Consider the following 18012-nt stretch of genomic DNA (forward strand, 5'->3'; position numbering starts at 1 on the left):
CATAAAGTTTCACGTGAAACATTCAAATATATATAATATTAAAGCAAAATTAAATATACAAATGATCTATTTATTGAAATTATTTAAATCACCATATAATTTATTAATTAACAGCTTTAAAGATTCTGTATTCATAAAAACGCAATGTAGAATATAGAAGTATATAAAGGAATAGAACAGAAGAGATTATATAATACGTAATATGGTTAGAAATATGATTTTGTTATTGTAATAAACAATTTCTTCACAAAGAAATTGTAAAACTTAGAAAAACAAGAGAAGAATACCTAAAAATATTCAGATATAAGAAAAAATACCTGAAGTAAAGATATTCAGAACAAAATTATCTAGGATAATAATTTCGAAACAATGATGTCTGGAAGATAGTGTTTAGAAGACAATATTCAGAATGAAATATTCAGAATGGAATATTCAGAACGATAATACTCAGAACGATAATACTTAGAACAATAATATTCCGAATAATGACAGCCAGATAAGAATATTCAGAACAGAAATATCATGAGTAATATTATTTAGAGAAAAGTATCAAAAACAATAATATCTATGACAATATAATTTAAAATGGTTCCTGGAGATATATGAGAAAAAGAGAATGTTTCACGTGAAACATTCTCTTTTTCTTTAACCAGGTTATTTGGTCATATATTAATATAGAAGAAACACTGATTACATTGCCTCTGGAGCTTCGATTCCAAGGAGGTTAAGTGCCTCAGATATTGTATTCTTAGTGAGATATGTGAGCATAACTCTTGCATTCTTGAGCTCAACATCATCTACATTGATTCTTGTTGAGTTATAGAACTTGTTAAATGCCTGAGCAACATCAACTGCATATCTTGCTACAACAGATGGCTCATACTTATCAGCAGCATCCTTGATCACAGATGGGAATCTGTTGATCTCTTTTAATAACTCTATGGCATCCTGCTCTGTAATGAGACTGTAGTTAACCGGTTTTGATGGATCGAATGACTCAGCAAGTCTTACAACGCTGCAGCATCTTGCATGTGTATACTGAACATAAGGACCTGTCTCACCATCAAAGTTGAGAACCTTATCCCAGCTAAATGATACATCCTTGATTCTCTGATTATATAAGTCATTGAAAAGAACAGCACCAACACCAACTTTCTTGGCTACATCCTCCTTGTTTGGAAGATTTGGGCTCTTTTCGGTGATTATCTCAAGGCTCTTTGCAATGGCATCCTTCAGAATATCCTCTGCGTATATGATATTACCGCTTCTGGTAGAAAGCTTTGCTCCCTCAAGACTTACAAGACCATAAGGAATGTGAACAAGCTGATCCTTTGCCCATTCGTTTCCAAGAAGCTCAACTACCTTGAATACCTGTGCAAAATGAAGTTTCTGCTCCTGACCGGTTACATATAAGCACTTTGAGAAGTGATATGTGTCTTTTCTATAGAATATAGCAGCAAGATCTCTTGTTGCGTATATTGAGCTTCCGTCTTTCTTGGTTATGATACATGGAGCCATATCGTAATCTGAGAGATCAACGATCATAGCACCTTCGCTCTCCTTCAGAAGACCGGCAGCCTTAACCTTGTCCACAACAGCCTGGCACTTGTCTCTATAGAAACTCTCTCCAAGATAGTAGTCGAAATCCATTCCGAGGAGGTTGTATGTTCTCTTGTATTCAACAAGACTTATATCCTTGAACCACTGCCATATGCTGAGTGCTTCCTCGTCTCCATTTTCCATCTTGTTGAACCATGCTCTTGCCTCGTCAACAAGCTCTGGATTCTTGTCAGCCTCTTCATGGAACTTCACATACAGCTTCATGAGCTCTGAGATTCCATCCTTCTCAACAGCTTCCTTTGAACCCCATGCCTTGTAAGCTACGATAAGCTTACCAAACTGTGTGCCCCAATCGCCAAGGTGATTTATTCTTACAACATTGTATCCAAGCTTGGAATGAATCTTGTAAAGAGAGTTACCGATTATTGTAGTTCTGAGATGGCCAACGTGGAAATTCTTTGCAACGTTAGGAGATGAGTAGTCAATACATATGGTCTGTCCCTCGCCTATATCGGATTTGCCGAAGTCATCTGTGTTGGCTGCCTCTATCATTGTCTTTACAAATACATCTTTCTTGATATAGAAGTTCAGGTATGCACCTGCTACATCGATCTTCTCGATGAAATCTACATCTCCTATGGCTTCCTTTATATCGGCTGCAATCATATTTGGGGCTTTTCTGAGCACCTTTGCCAGTCTGAAGCAAGGAAATGCAAAATCACCCATATCAGGGCGTGGTGGAATCTCGATTGAAGCAATGATATCTGACATTTCGATTCCTTCTACGTTATTTGAGATAAGCTGTGCAATTTTTTCTTTCATGATAATGTTCCTTTTATGTTTATTTTATTCGAAATATATATGTGTTGATAAAACAACATATACACAATATAACACTTTGTTACTTTAAGATATCAAACCTGTAAACTAAGTAATATATGTCTTTCAACAGATACGTTATTATTCAAGTGGAATAGTAAATCTTACATTTGTTCCGGTTTTTGAATCTCCATCGATCTTCAGAGTTCCATTTAACAGATATATGATCTCCTTGATTCTGTGGAGACTGCTGTACCATGGACTGTTGGTATCATAATTGTTGTCTATACCCACGCCATTGTCGTTGATATATACATCTATGAGCTTACTGCTCAGATATATCTTGATTGAAACCTTGTTGGCATTTGAATGAACAAATATGTTGTCCATAATATCTTTAGTTATTGATAAAAGATATGTAGCTACAATACCTGGAATATTCATGGCATAATCAGCACAGTTGATGTCGTATGATATGCCACATTCAGGATGTTCATCCCTGTAACCCTGGAAAAGTTTCTCAAGATGATTCCATACAGGCTCTTCGCTGTCTGATTCTCCAGAGAGAGAATTGGCAAGTTCATCTACATGGTCGGCAAGTTTTGCCGTTGATGAGGTGAGCTCTTCGAGTGTGACCTTAGCTCTGTTGATATCTGATCTTATAAGCCAGGACAGTACATCCAGCTTGTGTGAATTGGAGTCAAGAACATCTGTGATGTCGGATTGAATCCTGTCCGCAAGCTGTTTTTTCTCATATTGGTACAATCTGAGGATATTTTTTCCGTGATCCGCTGCTGTCAGGGAATCAGTATCTGGTCCGCCTGTTTCTGTTGTATCTTCATTATTAATAGTAGATACTTCCTCAGTCACCTCCGTCAGAAGATCATCTATATGTCTGTTGGAGGTGGATAAATCAGTTATACGCTTCTTAAGCAATGCGGTTTCTTCTTCGTCCTCTTTGATCTGAAGATGAAGAGTCTGCTGCATATCCTGAAGCTCTTTTAACTGAAGCTCTATCTGAGTAGCCTTTTCCTGCTGTGAGGTGGTGTCTACTGAGAATGGTGAAAATACATTGTGACCAGTGCTTGTCTTGAAGGAGTATACATCTAATGTCTTTATAAGCTGGTCTATTTTTGCCTTGAGTTCAAAATCTTCAGTTTTGAGTGACTGAACCTGCTCAAGCTTGCTGATATATGAATCATTGAAGAAATTCAACAGATCCTGATTGGTCTTGCGCACCAATTTGAGACTTTCTATAGAAGATGTATCCATGATGAAACTCCTTTCCATAAATTTGCTGTAATCTTCATTGTAGTATACCAAAAACTGTGTGTCAACAAATGCAAAATCAACGTTTATTTCTTTTCTCTGTATGCGACGAGTCTGTTGATAGGTGTTCCCATTGCTGAGAATTTGGTCTCATACTCGGTCATGATGTTGCCTTCGTTGTATTCTGAATTGTGAAGGTCATATGTGTAGTTCTCAAGGATCCATCCTGCCTCGGGAACCTGTTCCAGAGAGAAATCAAAGAGACCTCTGTTATCAGTCTTAAATATAACTCTTCCCTCAGGGGCGAGGAGCTGATCATACAGACCAAGAAAATGTGTAGATGTGAGACGTCTCTTGGCATGCCTGTCCTTTGGCCATGGGTCCGAGAAATTGAGATATATTCTATCTACTTCATTTGTATCGAATACGTCAGTTATATATTCGGCATCCATTCTTATAAAGTAGAGATTCGTCATCTCAGGTCCAAGCTCTCTTTTCTCAAGGGCACGCACCAGGACACTTGAATACTTCTCTATGCCTATGTAATTGATATCAGGATTGCGTCTTGCAAGCTCCATGATAAACTGTCCCTTGCCCATGCCTATCTCAATATGTATAGGGTTATCATTGTCAAATAACTCATGCCAATGCCCCTTCATGCCTGTTTCATTGTGCACTACATAGTCATTTGCTGCGATAGTCTCTCTTGATCCTTTTACATTTCTCAGTCTCATAGTAATCTCCATCTATTTATTGTAAAAATCTTCTTTTTATTGAAAAAGTCATACCTTATAATAATAACATAGGCGAAAATGATATTCAAACAATATATATAACTGGTAATTTTGGTATGGGATAGGAGCAGAGTAATACCGAACAAATAAAAATGAAAAAAGTTGAAAAAAACACTTGCATTATAAAAAGAACTAATGTATACTCTAATCTGTTGTGACGAACACAACATGATAAATACGGGCCGCTAGCTCATTTGGTAGAGCACCTGACTCTTAATCAGGGTGTGCGGGGTTCGAGCCCCCGGCGGCCCACTACAAGGTGGATTGACTGCAATATAATTGTGGCTGGTCCATTTTTTTGTCACTCAGTTTGAAATCATTTGCTGGATGTCAGAAAAGTTGAAAAAAATGAGAAAAACACTTGCATTATTCTCAGAACTGATATATAATCTATTCTGTTGTGACGAACATAACAAATAAATACGGGCCGCTAGCTCATTTGGTAGAGCACCTGACTCTTAATCAGGGTGTGCGGGGTTCGAGCCCCCGGCGGCCCACTACAAGATGGATTGACTGCAATATGTTGTGGCTGGTCCATTTTTTTGTGCAAAAATCCATGGTCTTTTATTTATTTCCTTATTTGAAGATGTGTGGGTTACACGCCTTCGTTATCGAATGCTGGAATGAAGCTCTCTTTTGCTGTCTCACCCTCCTGTATAAATCCATTTTCAACGCCGATATCAATGGCATAATCCACAAGCTCATCGTATTCAGAAGAAGTTATAGTTCTGCCAAGCTCTGGAAATCTATTCTCAATTCCCGGCATAGGGGTGTACTGGTTCATGATGCTTATATATATTGAATCTTTGTATGTGTTATATAGATATGTGATTATTGACTTGGAATCATCCAGATGATCAGGAAGCTGCAGATGACGGACGATAACACCTCTCTGCATAATTCCGTCGTCATCAAAGCGGGTCTGGTCTCCTCCGCATTGTCTGACCATCTCAGATATGGAGGCTTTGGCATGTTCAGGATAGTCTGGAGCATTACTGTATTTTGCGGACAGATCCGGTGACATGAATTTGAAATCAGGAAGATACACGTCTATATAGCCATCAAGTAGCTGTATCATCTCGGCCGTTTCATAACCACTGCAGTTATATACAAATGGAAGCTTGAAGTTCCGTGATCTCGCCATGTCTATAGCTGATATGATCTGTGGTATATAGTGATCCGGTGTGACAAGATTGATGTTGTTGGCACCCTTATCCTGAAGCTCAAAGAAAATGTTGCACAGCCTTGATATGGATATATCCTTGCCAGCCTTGCCTCCGGATATGGCTTTATTCTGGCAGAAGCAGCATCCAAGTGCACATCCGGAGAAGAATACGGCACCTGAACCGTTCTCTCCGGATATACATGGCTCTTCCCACATGTGGAGTGCTGCACGGCTCACCCTGACTGTGTCTGTCATATGGCAGGCACCTGTGTGACCGGATGTACGGTCTACACCGCATTTTCTTGGACACAATATGCAGTTGTTCAGGATGTGCCGGATATCCATATTATTTACCTCCAAAATAGATGATAATTGTTATTAACTGATAGGTGAATTAGTATTTGTCAGGGTCAAATGTGCTTATGAGATCAGCAAATTCCTGAAGATCAGCATTTGCTTCCATGTGCTCTATCTCACCCCTATCCATAAGCCCCGCAAGGGAAGGATTGATAGGCAGACGGATCGCGTGGCCTATATACAGGTCTCTTATGACCTGCTCAAGCTGGCTCTTGCCAAATATATAGTGCTTGTTATTGCAGTCAGGACAAATGAAATATGACATATTCTCTATCATACCAATGACAGGGATATTCATGCTGTCTGCCATGTGAACAGCCTTTCCAACGATGACAGATACGAGATCCTGAGGGGTGGTAACTACCACAACTCCATCTATAGGGATGGACTGGAATATGGTAAGTGGCACGTCACCGGTTCCAGGAGGACAGTCGATGAACATATAGTCTATGTCTCCCCAGATGATGTCTGAGTAGAACTGCTTGACTGTTCCCGCTATGATAGGTCCTCTCCAGAGGACAGGTGTTGTCTCGTCGTCCAGAAGAAGATTCACAGACATGATCTTGATTCCTGTTTCCGTCTCATCGGGATACAGGAAATCTCCTTCTGCCTCTGGTGTCTTATGTACGCCAAATGCCTTTGGAATAGAAGGTCCTGTGATATCTGCGTCAAGTATGGCTGTCTTGTAACCCATGCGCTGCATGAGAACGGCGAGCTGACAGGTTACTGAGGATTTGCCGACTCCTCCTTTGCCGCTGACCACGGCAATAATATGTTTTATATGTGAACCTGGATGTGGCTCTATGATAAGACTCTGTGGTTCTGTTCTGCTGGAACAGCTCTGACCACAGGTACTGCAGTTGTGTGTACAATTCTCTGACATGATACTCTCCAATCTACTGCACATGGATGTCTGTGCAATCTGTGTTGTATGCTAAGTTACGCATTTGATTAATATATATCATTAAGAGGTTACAAAGTCAACGAATGCAGGTACTATGAAATTTGAGAGGTGAGTTGAAATTGACGGGTGTCAAATATATAATCAGAGACATGATAGTATACGGATTGTAGAGTTGAAATGAAATACCTGATAGAAAGTATTCTAATAAAGTAATTGGGCATGAAAAATACTATAAAAAGGAGAATATAGCATGGGAGTTTTATCAAATATCGAGCCATATGGAGTTTTTCGTTTCTTTGAGGAGATATGCGGGATTCCACACGGATCGTCGGATACAAAGAAGATAAGTGATTATCTGGTGAAGTTTGCCATAGACAAAAATCTGAGATATATACAGGATGAGAGCAACAATGTGATCATATTCAAGGACGGAACTGCCGGGTATGAGGACAGTGCCCCTGTCATGCTACAGGGACATATGGATATGGTATGTGAGAAAGATGTTGACTGTGATATTGATTTTGAGCGGGACGGACTGAGACTAGTGCTTGAGGACGGAGTGATATCCGCTGATGGAACCACCCTTGGCGGAGATGACGGGATAGCTGTGGCATTTGCACTGGCTATACTGGATGCCGATGATATACCACATCCACCGATTGAGTGTGTATTTACGGTTGATGAGGAGATAGGAATGCTGGGAGCTGCGGCGATTGACTGTAGTCCACTTAAGTCACGGATCATGCTCAATCTGGATTCTGAGGATGAGGGGTATCTGCTGGTGTCATGTGCCGGAGGTGCGTGTGCTACGTGCCATATTCCGGTTGAATATGAGAATGCAGAAGATGATCATTTAGTTGTGAAAATTATTGTAGAGGGTCTTACCGGTGGACATTCCGGCGTGGAGATCATAAAACAGAGGGCAAATGCCGACAAGCAGCTTGCAAGACTTCTATATAATATAGGAAGGGATGTTCCATACAGACTGATATCTATACAGGGCGGTCTTAAGGACAATGCAATACCTAACAAGGCGGAGGCATATGTGGGTATTGATCCGGAGGATGTGGATAACTTTGTAAAATCTGCGGAAAAGAATGAGAATATTCTGAGGCATGAATTTGGAAATACTGATCCAGAGCTTGTAGTGAAAGTAGAAACGGATCTGTCAGATGATCTGGGTTCATATAATAACGCGGATGATGTGCAGAACGATATGTATGGTAGAACCATGATCAACAGAGTTATGACAGAAAAGTCATCGGATATAGTTATCAGGAGTCTTATGATGATGCCAAATGGAATTCAGAAGATGAGCAATGATATAGAAGGGCTTGTGCAGACATCGCTGAATCTTGGAATATTGAATACAACTGAGGATGAGGTCACAGCAAGCTTTTCAGTAAGAAGCAGTGTACAGTCTGAAAAGGAAAATCTGATAGATCAGCTCCGATGTGTATCTGTCTCGGCTGGTGGAAGTCTGGAAGTGCAGGGGGATTATCCTGCATGGGAGTACAGACATGATTCTCCTCTCAGAGATATTATGGTGGATGTGTTTGAAGAGCAGTATGGAAGAAAGCCTGTTATACAGGCGATTCACGCCGGAGTGGAGTGTGGACTTTTCGCTGGCAAGATGCCGGGTCTGGACTGTGTATCATTTGGCCCGGATATGAAGAATATCCATACAAGCAGAGAGTCTATGGATGTTGCCAGTGTACAGAGAACATGGAGGTATACACTGGGTATACTTGAGAAATTGAAGTAATTGACAGCAATATAATTCCAATAAGGAGAAGAATGATGGAAAAGGTAAAAGGATTCTTGAAGAAGAAGGACATTGTGTTCAGTGTCAAGAGATACGGAATAGATGCCCTGGGTGCCATGGCACAGGGATTGTTCTGTACTCTGCTTATCGGAACTATCCTGAACACACTTGGCAATCAGTTTGGTGTGCCATTTCTTAAAGCGGTTGTTGCGACCGTGAATGGGACAGATTATACAGTTGGAGGTCTCGCATCTGCTATGGCAGGACCTGCGATGGCGGTGGCTATAGGATATGCTCTTAAGGCACCACAGCTCGTATTGTTCTCACTGATAACAGTTGGATTTGCGGCAAATGCCTTGGGCGGCGCAGGAGGCCCGCTGGCAGTTTATTTTATTGCAGTTATTGCAACTGAACTTGGAAAGGTTGTCTCAAAGGAGACAAAGATTGACATACTGGTGACACCTCTGGTTACCATCGGAAGTGGTGTGGCTGTGTCTGCACTTCTTGCACCTACACTCGGTGCCATAGCCATGAAGGTCGGAGATCTCATCATGCTGGCTACAAACCTTCAGCCGTTCTGGATGGGTATTGCGGTATCAGTTCTCGTCGGTGTGGCACTTACACTTCCGATATCATCCGCTGCGATATGTGCGGCATTCGGACTTACAGGTCTGGCCGGCGGTGCTGCTGTGGCGGGATGTTGTGCGCAGATGGTTGGATTTGCAGTTATGTCATTCAGAGAGAATAAATGGGGTGGCCTTGTTTCACAGGGAATCGGAACATCAATGCTCCAGATGGGTAACATCATCAAGAATCCGAGAATCTGGATCGCACCTATAGTTACCTCTGCGATCACAGGTCCTCTTGCAACATGTCTGTTCAAGCTTCAGATGAATGGAACTCCTGTATCATCAGGTATGGGTACATGTGGTCTGGTTGGACAGATCGGAGTATACACAGGCTGGATGAATGATATCGAGGCGGGAAGCAAGACAGCGGTCACAGCTATGGACTGGGTTGGTCTGATCCTAATCTCATTTGTACTTCCTGCAGTTCTCTGCCCGCTCATCAACATGGTGGTGAGAAAACTCGGCTGGGTTAAGGATGGAGATATGACTTTATCATAAAGATTGGCTGAAATCCGGTGGAAGAAAATTATCTCAAAATTGTTTCCATCAGGCAGATTACAACAGAAAAGATACAATATTTTCGCAAATAAGATTGAAATTGGCTCGAAAGATACAAATTTACAGATTTTGTGTCTTTCGGGCCTTTTTATATGGAAAAGGAGATAATATTTTCCTAAAATGGGTGATTCAGAAGGAAAAAGATACAAAATATATGGTGCTTGATTTGTGGAGTGAAAATACAGCAAAAATGAGCAGACGATAGAAAAATCAAGAATACAAAAAAAGTCCTTGCCTTGAAGTGAACTCCAAAGAGTATTATTAGATATGTCAGAGAAACAGTTCCTGACGTTTTTCGAAAATATGGTAGTTAAAACAGACAGGAGGACGCTTTAATGAAGAAATTAGGAGCATTTTTAGTGTGTGCTGTTATGGCTTTTGGACTTGTTGGATGCGGAAGTGGTGACAGCACAGAAAGTAAAAGTACCACACAGGCAGAAACCCAGACAGAGGTTGTTACGGATGCGGTCAATGAGGCCGATACAAGCAACGACAACGCTGACTCTACGGTATCAGAGGAACAGACCAGCGAGGAAAGCAGCGCTGATGAGACAGACAATGTTGACACAGAGACAGGTAAGACTCTGGTGATCTATTTTTCAGCAACTGGAAATACAAAAGATGCTGCAGAATATATAGCGGCAGAGACAGGAGCAGATATATTTGAGATCACCCCGGCCCAGGAGTATACATCGGATGATCTGAACTACAATGATGACAGCAGCAGGGTATCAAAGGAACACAATGACGAAAGCCTCAGGGATGTGGAGCTTACCACCACTGAAGTTCCTGGCTGGGAATCGTATGATACGGTATTTGTAGGTTATCCTATATGGTGGGGAACGTCTGCATGGCCGGTAGATTCATTTGTCAAGGCAAATGACTTCACTGGCAAGACTGTATATCCGTTCTGCACATCGGCGAGCTCAGGACTGGGAAGCAGTGCAGATGATCTGGCTTCTGAGGCAGGAAGCGGAGACTGGAAGGATGGTCAGAGATTCTCGTCGGGTGTGACACAGCAGGATGTGGCCGACTGGATAAGCGGGCTCGGCCTTGGACAGTAATGTGTCAGATAAGTAACTGAACAGATGTAATAAACATAGCTGGAAATAATTTGAAATTGAAATAAAAAGAAACAGGAGGATATAAAAATGTTAAAAGAAACTTACACACTTAACAATGGAGTAGCAATTCCAAAGCTTGGACTTGGAACATGGTTCATCGACGATGACAAGGTAGCAGATGCCGTGAGGGAGGCCATAAAGATAGGTTACAGACATATTGACACTGCACAGGCATACGGCAATGAGCGCGGAGTAGGCGAAGGAGTTAGAACCTGTGGTATTCCAAGAGAAGAACTGTTCGTAGTCTCAAAGGTTGCGGCTGAGCACAAGACATATGAGGAGGCCAAGGCGGGAATCGATGGAACGCTTGAGAAGATGGGACTTGACTATCTCGATATGATGATCATTCACAGCCCACAGCCTTGGGTAAAGGTAAATCAGAGCGATGACAGATACGTGGAGGGCAACAGAGCAGCATGGAGAGCACTTGAGGAGGCATACAAGGAAGGCAAGCTCAAGGCTATTGGTATATCCAATTTCCAGATCGGTGATATCGAGAGCCTTATGGAGACTGCTGAGATCAAGCCTATGGTCAACCAGATACTTCTTCACATCAGCAATACTCCGATAGAACTGGTGGATTACTGTCAGAAGAACGATATACTTGTTGAGGCTTATTCACCTATCGCACATGGTGAGATACTCAATCAGCCTGAGATCAAGGCTATGGCGGACAAGTATGGTGTGACTGTTCCACAGCTCTGCATCAGATATACTATCCAGCTCGGAACAATTTCACTGCCAAAGACGGCCAATCCAGAGCACATGAAGAGCAATACAGAGGTCGATTTCGAGATAAGTGCAGAGGATATGGAGGCTCTTAAGAATTTCAAGAAGATCGAGAGCTATGGAGCGAGCAGTGGTTTTCCTGTATATGGTGGACGTATATAATAAAGAAAAGTTCATAGCTATAGTGGACAGCCGTCAGGTTTGTATAGTTTGCAATCATAAATATCTTGCATAATATAATAGTTACCTTATAATAGAGATGTTGCTAATTTTATACATTTAGGAGGAAATGAACAATATGAAAAAGGGAACAAGTTATATTGTAGTGGCTGCAATGATGATGGGATTGATGCTGACAGGCTGTGGGGGCAATGACAATTCTGTAACTAAGGCTACAACTGAAGCTGAGACAGAAGCAGCAACAGAGGAGCAGGATACTGAAACACAGGACACTGCAGATGATACTGAGGACAGTTCGGTCGCCATTGATGAGGAGGACACAGAGGAAGATACAGAGGACAGTGAAGAGGCAGAAGCTGATCCTTCAATAGTAGGTGTATACACCAAGAATGGTTATGAGAATTCGTATTTTGGATTTAAGATCAACCTTGAAGGAAGCTATGGAATTCAGACAAGAGGTTCATTACTGACTGCCACCGATATCTCTGAGGTTGTGGAGGATTCCAATAGCGATGAGACTGTACAGAGGGCATTGGATAATCTGGACAATAGCTTTACGGTAGGAAACGATTATGCATTCTGTGCAAATGATGGTACACACTATATTCTGCTCAAAATAAAGTCCCCTAAGGGTGGTGGAAATTACGGTTATGATGTGTGGGCTGATGAGAATACAGTAGCAAAGGCAACTGTTGCTCAGATGGATACTGTTATTACATCTACAGCAAGTAGAATTGGCGCTGAAGCAAGCAATATTGAGACTGATTATTCCAAGTGTACAGTATTTGGCGAAGAGCACTACATATGTACAGCAACGGCTGATATGTCTGGAACTGAGTACTCTCTGACAAATGTAATAGTAAGATCAGATGACGGAAAGTATACGATGATAATAGCTATAGAGACACTTGGTGACAGAAATTATCAGGATATTCTGGATAACATGTTCAGTCCATTATAAATTTTACAACTTTACTTTTTCAAAAACAAAAAGTATAATACACATCGAAAGCGAGTGGCAAAGATTGCGTAAATCCAGTTTTGTCACTCGCTTTTTATGTGTATATATAATAATTTTCTAGTGTGTAGCTATTCAGCGTAAGTCCAACTAACTTAGGCGGTAGCTGCTTTTTTTGTTCAGGGAAAGGAGTTTGAAGAGTGGAAGAAATGGATAAGAACAAAGAGGAAAACAGAGAGAGAAATAAGATGAAAGATATGCCAGTTGGAAAGCTGATGATCCAGATGGGTATTCCTATGATTCTTTCCATGGCGCTTCAGGCGGTGTACAACATCGTAGACAGCGCATTTGTGGGAAATATGAAGGTGGGAAGTGAGGCCGCGTTAAATGCCCTCACGCTGGTATTTCCGGTGCAGATGCTCATGGTTGCTCTGGGCATAGGCACGGGAGTCGGCACAAATGCGTTTATTGCCAGAACCCTTGGTCAGGGTGATAAGGAAAGAGCTGCCAAGGTGGCTGGCAACAGTCTGTTTCTCGGTGCTGTAATATATGTGGTGTGTTTGTTATTTGGAATATTGGGAGTGAGGACTTATATAGTCTCACAGACTATGGACACGCAGGTCACAGAGATGGCTGTGGATTATCTAAGAATATGCTGTGTGTATTCATTTGGAATAATATTCTTCTCGATGTTTGAGAAGCTGCTTCAGGCAACTGGCAGATCCATGTATTCAACGATAGGTCAGGTGATGGGAGCTGTCATAAACATCATACTTGATCCGCTTCTCATATACGGAGTGGGACCATTTCCTGAGATGGGTGTCAGAGGAGCCGCCTATGCGACTATTATAGGTCAGATAGCGTCTGCGGTTCTGCTGTGCGTGTTCCATCTGAGACTTAATAAGGAATTTGAACATGGATGTGCATACATGAAGCCTGACTGGAGAATCATCCGGGGAATATATGCCATAGGACTCCCGGCCATCATAGCCCAGGCACTTATGTCCATCATGGTATACGCGCTGAATCTCATTCTCAAGTTTAACCAGTCGGCGCAGACTGCATATGGTCTGTTCTACAAGGTTCAGCAGTTTGTGCTGTTTCTCGCATTTGGACTCAGGGATGCGATCACCCCGATCACGGCATACAGCTATGGAATGGGTGACAGAAAGAGGATAAATGATGCGATTAAGTATGGAATAATCTACACAATAGTGCTGATGGTGTTTGGAATGGCTGTGACAGAGCTGTTTCCAGCTGCATTTGCCGGACTTTTTAATGCGGGACAGTCCAGAGTGTATTTTATAGACGCCATGAGGATAATCTCCCTAAGTTTCGTATTTGCCGGGGTAAATGTTGCATTTCAGGGAATATATCAGGCCCTTGAAGGCGGTGTGGAATCGCTTGTGATATCGCTGCTCAGACAGTTGATAATCATCCTGCCGCTTGCCGGAGCATTTGCGGCTCTGGTCAGAGGCGGTCAGGCGGATGTATCACTGATATGGTGGGCATTCCCGATCACGGAGATCGTGTCGTGCGTGGTGGGCATGGTGTTGCTGAGAAGGAAAATGAGGAGGGTTACTTCTTCCCTGCACCTTTCATCATTGACTTAAATGTCAGCATGAATGTTGCGCCGCATGAGAATGCGGACACTATGTCGCTGATAGGCTCGGCGTAGTAAATACTCATGACTGAGTGCGTGCAGTATGGCAGGATGATCGCGAGTGGGATTATCAGTATGACCTTTCTCAGCAGTGCAAATATAAGGGATTTGCCTGCTTGTCCCATGGATATGAAGGACTGCTGACATCCGTTCTGTATGCCAAAGAACATCATTCCGAATATGTATATCGGAAGAACTTTTGCACAGAGTGCCTTGAGTGCTTCATCTGATGTAAATATTCCGGCAGCCACGGACGGAAACAGGAATGCGGCCCCAGCCAGGACAAATGACACTATGATGGACATGGTTATCAGTATGGTACATGTCTTCTTCACTCTGTCCACGTTGCCCTTGCCGTAGTTGTAGCCGATGATGGGCTGGACTCCCTGGGAGAAACCGCTCATCGGGATAAATATAATCTGCATGATACTTTGGAGTATGGTGAATGATCCCACGTACAGGTCATCGCCGTACTTCTGGAGCCCGTGAGTGAACACGATGGTTATAAGGCTCTCCGTGACCTGCATGATAAATGGTGACACACCGAGAGCTGCAATTGACAGGATCAGCTTGCCTTGTGGACGCATCATCTGCGCTGATATGCGAAGACTAGCCTTGTCGGATGTCAGAAATCTGATAACCCATGCCGCACTTATCGCCTGGGATATGACGGTCGCTATGGCCGCACCCTTGATTCCGAGGTTCAGTGCAAATATGAATATCGGATCGAGGATGATGTTGAATATGGCTCCTATGAGCACAGAAAACATGGCGGTCTTTGACTGTCCCTGGGCTGTGATAAATGTGTTCAGTCCGGTGGTGATCATGACAAATATAGTGCCTATAAGGTAAATGCTCAGATAGTCATCGGCATGTGGATAGGTGGCATCGCTGGCACCGAAGAAATACAGAAGCGGTTTCTTCAATGTGTAGATGACAGCCATAACAATAACTGTAAATATGATGAGCAGGGTTACGCCATTTGACAGGATGCGCTGTGCCTTGTCCCTGTCGTCTTTACCGAGAGCAATGGAAGCCAGAGGTGCTCCGCCCGCGCCCACGAACACGCTGAATGCACTTACAAGGGTGATGATCGGGAGACACAGTCCGATTCCGGTGAGGGATGCTGCGCCTACCTCGGGGATATGTCCTATGTATATTCTGTCCACTATGTTGTATAAGAGATTGATGAGCTGCGCCACAAATGTTGGAATGCCCATGGAGAGCATAAGTTTAAATATCGGCGCCGTGCCCATCCTCTCTTCGGAATTTGAAGAAATTGTACTTGTGTTCATAACTACTCCTTAATGTTGATAACTTTATAAAATCCGATGAAAACTCCGTCGTTCATCGTGGGGACGGAGGTACCTGTCCCATCCGTCCCCTAGGATATTTCAGTTGGGTGAAGAAGTCAATCAGGAAATAATTAAGAAAGTATAAAATAAATGATAAGTGGAAAAAGTCCAGTAAATATGCGGTAAACAGTAAAAAACAAGTGAAAATATGACAGAAACTTGAAAAATTAATCTTGACAAATTTACTAGGAAAGCGCATTATGGTTACAAATATAAGATAAACCGTTGATCAAGAGGAGTAGCGGCATATAACATGTTCAGAGAGTTGCAGGTGGTGTGATTGCAGCGATGGGAGTGCAGGTGAATGGACTTGTGAGGGCAAACCGAAAGATTTGAGATTCAAGTAGGGGAGACGGAGACCTACCGTTATAGAAGGTACATATATGATTGTATATGGTCGAGGGCATCGATATATATAAATATATATAAATTATTTATATATATTTTTTTTTATTTATTGATGAAATTAGGTGGCACCGCAGGAGATTAGATTTCTTGTCCTAATGTTTGTAGGATAAGGAATTTTTTTATGTCCTGTGGTGCTTTTTTAGTTTGCAGAAAGACATGTGACATTTGATAGATCCTTTGACGATAGCCTGATAGACATATATGAAAGAGATGAGCACAGGGAAATTTATTGAATGCATGATAGTGTTCAAAAACAAGGAGGATGAGACATGATAAGACCAGAACTTAGTGAGGCAAAGAAATATGCGGCGGGCGGATACAGGATGGTTCCGGTGTGCTGCGAGATGTTATCGGATGTGATCACACCTATCAACTTACTCAGAAAGCTGAAAGCGGCGAATGAGCACTGTTACATACTTGAGAGCGTGGAGAATCAGGAGGTGTGGGGACGCTACACATTTCTTGGTTATAATCCAAAGCTTGATGTCACATGCATGAATGGGCACATACAGCTCAAGGATATAGATGGAAATGTGATAAAGAAAGCGGATGACATTCATCCTGAGGTATTCATAAGAGAGATTCTCAAGGATTACAAGAGTCCGAAAATAGAAGGACTTCCAACATTTACAGGCGGGTTTGTCGGTTACTTCTCATATGATTATATAAAGTACAGTGAGAAGAAGCTTGTGATCGATGCCGATGACGATGAGGGATTTCAGGATCTGGATCTCATGCTCTTTGACAAGGTCATAGCATTTGACAATTTCAAGTCAAAGCTGATCCTCATTGCAAATGCTGACACGTCCGATATAGAAGCCGGATATGCAAAGGCACTTGCTGACATAGAAGATATGAAGAAGCTAATCCTCGACGGAGAGATGGCTGAGATAGAGCCAGTTAAGATGAAGAGTGATTTCAAGCCTCTGTTCAATAAAGAAAAATATTGCAGCATGGTCGAGAGGGCAAAGAAGTACATATTCGAGGGAGATATCTTCCAGGTGGTTCTGTCCAACAGACTTGAGGCTGAGATGGAGGGTTCACTGTTCAATACATACAGGGTTCTCAGAAGCACAAATCCTTCTCCGTATATGTTCTACTTCAGCGGCGACCAGATAGAGGTTGCGGGCGCATCGCCTGAGACACTGGTAAAGCTTGAAAATGGCATGCTTCACACATTTCCTCTTGCTGGAACGAGACCGAGGGGAAAGACAAAGGAAGAGGATATGAGACTTGAGGCCGGACTTATGGCGGATGAGAAGGAGCTGGCGGAGCACAACATGCTGGTGGATCTCGGAAGAAATGATCTTGGTAAGATAAGCAAGTTCGGAACTGTTGAGGTTGAGCAGTACATGAAGGTTCAGAGGTACTCACATGTAATGCATATAGGTTCAACAGTCAGGGGGGAGATCGACGACAGCAGATACGATGAGCTGTCAGCCGTGGATGCGGTACTTCCGGCCGGAACCCTCTCAGGAGCACCGAAGATCAGAGCGTGTCAGATCATCAATGAGCTGGAGGACAACAAGAGAGGAATATATGGCGGTGCCATAGGATACATAGATTTCACAGGAAATCTTGATACATGTATAGCCATAAGGATCGCATACAAAAAAGGCGACAAAGTATTTGTCAGATCGGGAGCGGGAATCGTCGCAGACAGTGTTCCGGAAAATGAGTTCCAGGAATGTATCAACAAGGCAAAGGCAGTTACGACAGCACTCACAATGAGCGCCTTTCATGCGCATGCACAATACATATAAGGAGGACAAAAT

Annotated in this window: 13 protein-coding genes and 2 tRNA genes; 9 read left to right on the forward strand and 6 right to left on the reverse strand. The window is 42.4% G+C overall.

The genetic code is table 11. From position 1 onward, the window contains the following. Positions 1-690: 690 nt before the first annotated feature. From argS to trmB, 3 genes are all read right to left on the reverse strand, one after another. Positions 691-2382 carry an arginine--tRNA ligase gene (argS, locus tag OCV54_RS01355; RefSeq protein ID WP_055222373.1) on the reverse strand — a complete coding sequence of 564 codons (1692 nt, stop codon included), beginning with the start codon at positions 2380-2382 and terminating at the stop codon, positions 691-693. 138 nt (positions 2383-2520) lie between these two features. Continuing rightward, positions 2521-3651 carry an ATP-binding protein gene (locus OCV54_RS01360; protein WP_055222374.1) on the reverse strand — a complete coding sequence of 377 codons (1131 nt, stop codon included), beginning with the start codon at positions 3649-3651 and terminating at the stop codon, positions 2521-2523. Between the two features lie 83 nt (positions 3652-3734). Continuing rightward, entirely contained in the window at positions 3735-4382 is a 648-nt protein-coding gene (trmB, locus tag OCV54_RS01365) for a tRNA (guanosine(46)-N7)-methyltransferase TrmB (protein ID WP_055222375.1), read from the reverse strand. Between the two features lie 239 nt (positions 4383-4621). Between trmB and OCV54_RS01370 the strand changes: the two genes are divergently transcribed. Both OCV54_RS01370 and OCV54_RS01375 read left to right on the forward strand, forming a co-directional pair. Next, positions 4622-4694 (forward strand) — tRNA-Lys (locus OCV54_RS01370). Positions 4695-4866: 172 nt separating this feature from the next. Further along, positions 4867-4939: transfer RNA gene (locus OCV54_RS01375), tRNA-Lys, on the forward strand. A gap of 98 nt (positions 4940-5037) precedes the next feature. Here OCV54_RS01375 and OCV54_RS01380 read toward each other — a convergent pair. Together OCV54_RS01380 and OCV54_RS01385 are read right to left on the reverse strand one after the other, a co-directional pair. Next, positions 5038-5952 (reverse strand): radical SAM protein, encoded by a 915-nt coding sequence (locus OCV54_RS01380; RefSeq protein WP_022217396.1) that lies wholly within the window; start codon positions 5950-5952, stop codon positions 5038-5040. Between the two features lie 49 nt (positions 5953-6001). Beyond that, positions 6002-6847 (reverse strand): Mrp/NBP35 family ATP-binding protein, encoded by an 846-nt coding sequence (locus OCV54_RS01385; RefSeq protein ID WP_022217397.1) that lies wholly within the window; start codon positions 6845-6847, stop codon positions 6002-6004. A 271-nt stretch (positions 6848-7118) separates the two neighbouring features. On the opposite strand from OCV54_RS01385, the gene OCV54_RS01390 reads away from it, so the two are divergent. From OCV54_RS01390 to OCV54_RS01415, 6 genes are all read left to right on the forward strand, one after another. Continuing rightward, positions 7119-8633 carry an aminoacyl-histidine dipeptidase gene (locus OCV54_RS01390; RefSeq protein WP_055222376.1) on the forward strand — a complete coding sequence of 505 codons (1515 nt, stop codon included), beginning with the start codon at positions 7119-7121 and terminating at the stop codon, positions 8631-8633. A gap of 35 nt (positions 8634-8668) precedes the next feature. Continuing rightward, entirely contained in the window at positions 8669-9760 is a 1092-nt protein-coding gene (locus OCV54_RS01395; RefSeq protein WP_015534420.1) for a PTS sugar transporter subunit IIC, read from the forward strand. 395 nt (positions 9761-10155) lie between these two features. Further along, entirely contained in the window at positions 10156-10884 is a 729-nt protein-coding gene (locus OCV54_RS01400) for a flavodoxin (protein ID WP_015534419.1), read from the forward strand. 87 nt (positions 10885-10971) lie between these two features. Beyond that, positions 10972-11835, forward strand: a complete 864-nt coding sequence (locus OCV54_RS01405; protein WP_055222377.1) for an aldo/keto reductase — start codon at positions 10972-10974, stop codon at positions 11833-11835. 136 nt (positions 11836-11971) lie between these two features. After that, on the forward strand, positions 11972-12814 hold the full coding sequence (locus OCV54_RS01410; protein ID WP_022217400.1) for a hypothetical protein: 843 nt from the start codon (positions 11972-11974) through the stop codon (positions 12812-12814). Between the two features lie 206 nt (positions 12815-13020). Continuing rightward, the gene (locus OCV54_RS01415) at positions 13021-14424 is read left to right on the forward strand and encodes an MATE family efflux transporter (RefSeq protein ID WP_055222483.1); all 1404 of its coding nucleotides are present in this window, start codon (positions 13021-13023) and stop codon (positions 14422-14424) included. Here OCV54_RS01415 and OCV54_RS01420 read toward each other — a convergent pair. Further along, positions 14390-15769, reverse strand: a complete 1380-nt coding sequence (locus OCV54_RS01420; RefSeq protein WP_055222378.1) for an MATE family efflux transporter — start codon at positions 15767-15769, stop codon at positions 14390-14392. The genes OCV54_RS01415 and OCV54_RS01420 overlap by 35 nt on opposite strands. Positions 15770-16506: 737 nt before the next feature. Here OCV54_RS01420 and OCV54_RS01425 point away from each other — a divergent pair. Further along, a complete protein-coding gene (locus OCV54_RS01425) occupies positions 16507-18000 on the forward strand; it encodes an anthranilate synthase component I family protein (RefSeq protein ID WP_055222379.1) in 1494 nt (497 codons plus the stop codon). The last annotated feature ends 12 nt before the right edge of the window (positions 18001-18012 follow it).

Origin of the sequence: Coprococcus aceti (assembly GCF_025567285.1) — a bacterium.
In the GTDB taxonomy this organism is placed as follows: domain Bacteria; phylum Bacillota; class Clostridia; order Lachnospirales; family Lachnospiraceae; genus Coprococcus; species Coprococcus aceti.

Excerpts from the sequence above, each read along its gene's own strand:
- argS (WP_055222373.1), bottom strand. The coding sequence starts at position 2,382 with ATGAAAGAAAAAATTGCACAGCTTATCTCAAATAACGTAGAAGGAATC.
- OCV54_RS01360 (WP_055222374.1), bottom strand. The coding sequence starts at position 3,651 with ATGGATACATCTTCTATAGAAAGTCTCAAATTGGTGCGCAAGACCAAT.
- trmB (WP_055222375.1), bottom strand. The coding sequence starts at position 4,382 with ATGAGACTGAGAAATGTAAAAGGATCAAGAGAGACTATCGCAGCAAAT.
- OCV54_RS01380 (WP_022217396.1), bottom strand. The coding sequence starts at position 5,952 with ATGGATATCCGGCACATCCTGAACAACTGCATATTGTGTCCAAGAAAA.
- OCV54_RS01385 (WP_022217397.1), bottom strand. The coding sequence starts at position 6,847 with ATGTCAGAGAATTGTACACACAACTGCAGTACCTGTGGTCAGAGCTGT.
- OCV54_RS01390 (WP_055222376.1), top strand. The coding sequence starts at position 7,119 with ATGGGAGTTTTATCAAATATCGAGCCATATGGAGTTTTTCGTTTCTTT.
- OCV54_RS01395 (WP_015534420.1), top strand. The coding sequence starts at position 8,669 with ATGGAAAAGGTAAAAGGATTCTTGAAGAAGAAGGACATTGTGTTCAGT.
- OCV54_RS01400 (WP_015534419.1), top strand. The coding sequence starts at position 10,156 with ATGAAGAAATTAGGAGCATTTTTAGTGTGTGCTGTTATGGCTTTTGGA.
- OCV54_RS01405 (WP_055222377.1), top strand. The coding sequence starts at position 10,972 with ATGTTAAAAGAAACTTACACACTTAACAATGGAGTAGCAATTCCAAAG.
- OCV54_RS01410 (WP_022217400.1), top strand. The coding sequence starts at position 11,972 with ATGAAAAAGGGAACAAGTTATATTGTAGTGGCTGCAATGATGATGGGA.
- OCV54_RS01415 (WP_055222483.1), top strand. The coding sequence starts at position 13,021 with ATGGATAAGAACAAAGAGGAAAACAGAGAGAGAAATAAGATGAAAGAT.
- OCV54_RS01420 (WP_055222378.1), bottom strand. The coding sequence starts at position 15,769 with ATGAACACAAGTACAATTTCTTCAAATTCCGAAGAGAGGATGGGCACG.
- OCV54_RS01425 (WP_055222379.1), top strand. The coding sequence starts at position 16,507 with ATGATAAGACCAGAACTTAGTGAGGCAAAGAAATATGCGGCGGGCGGA.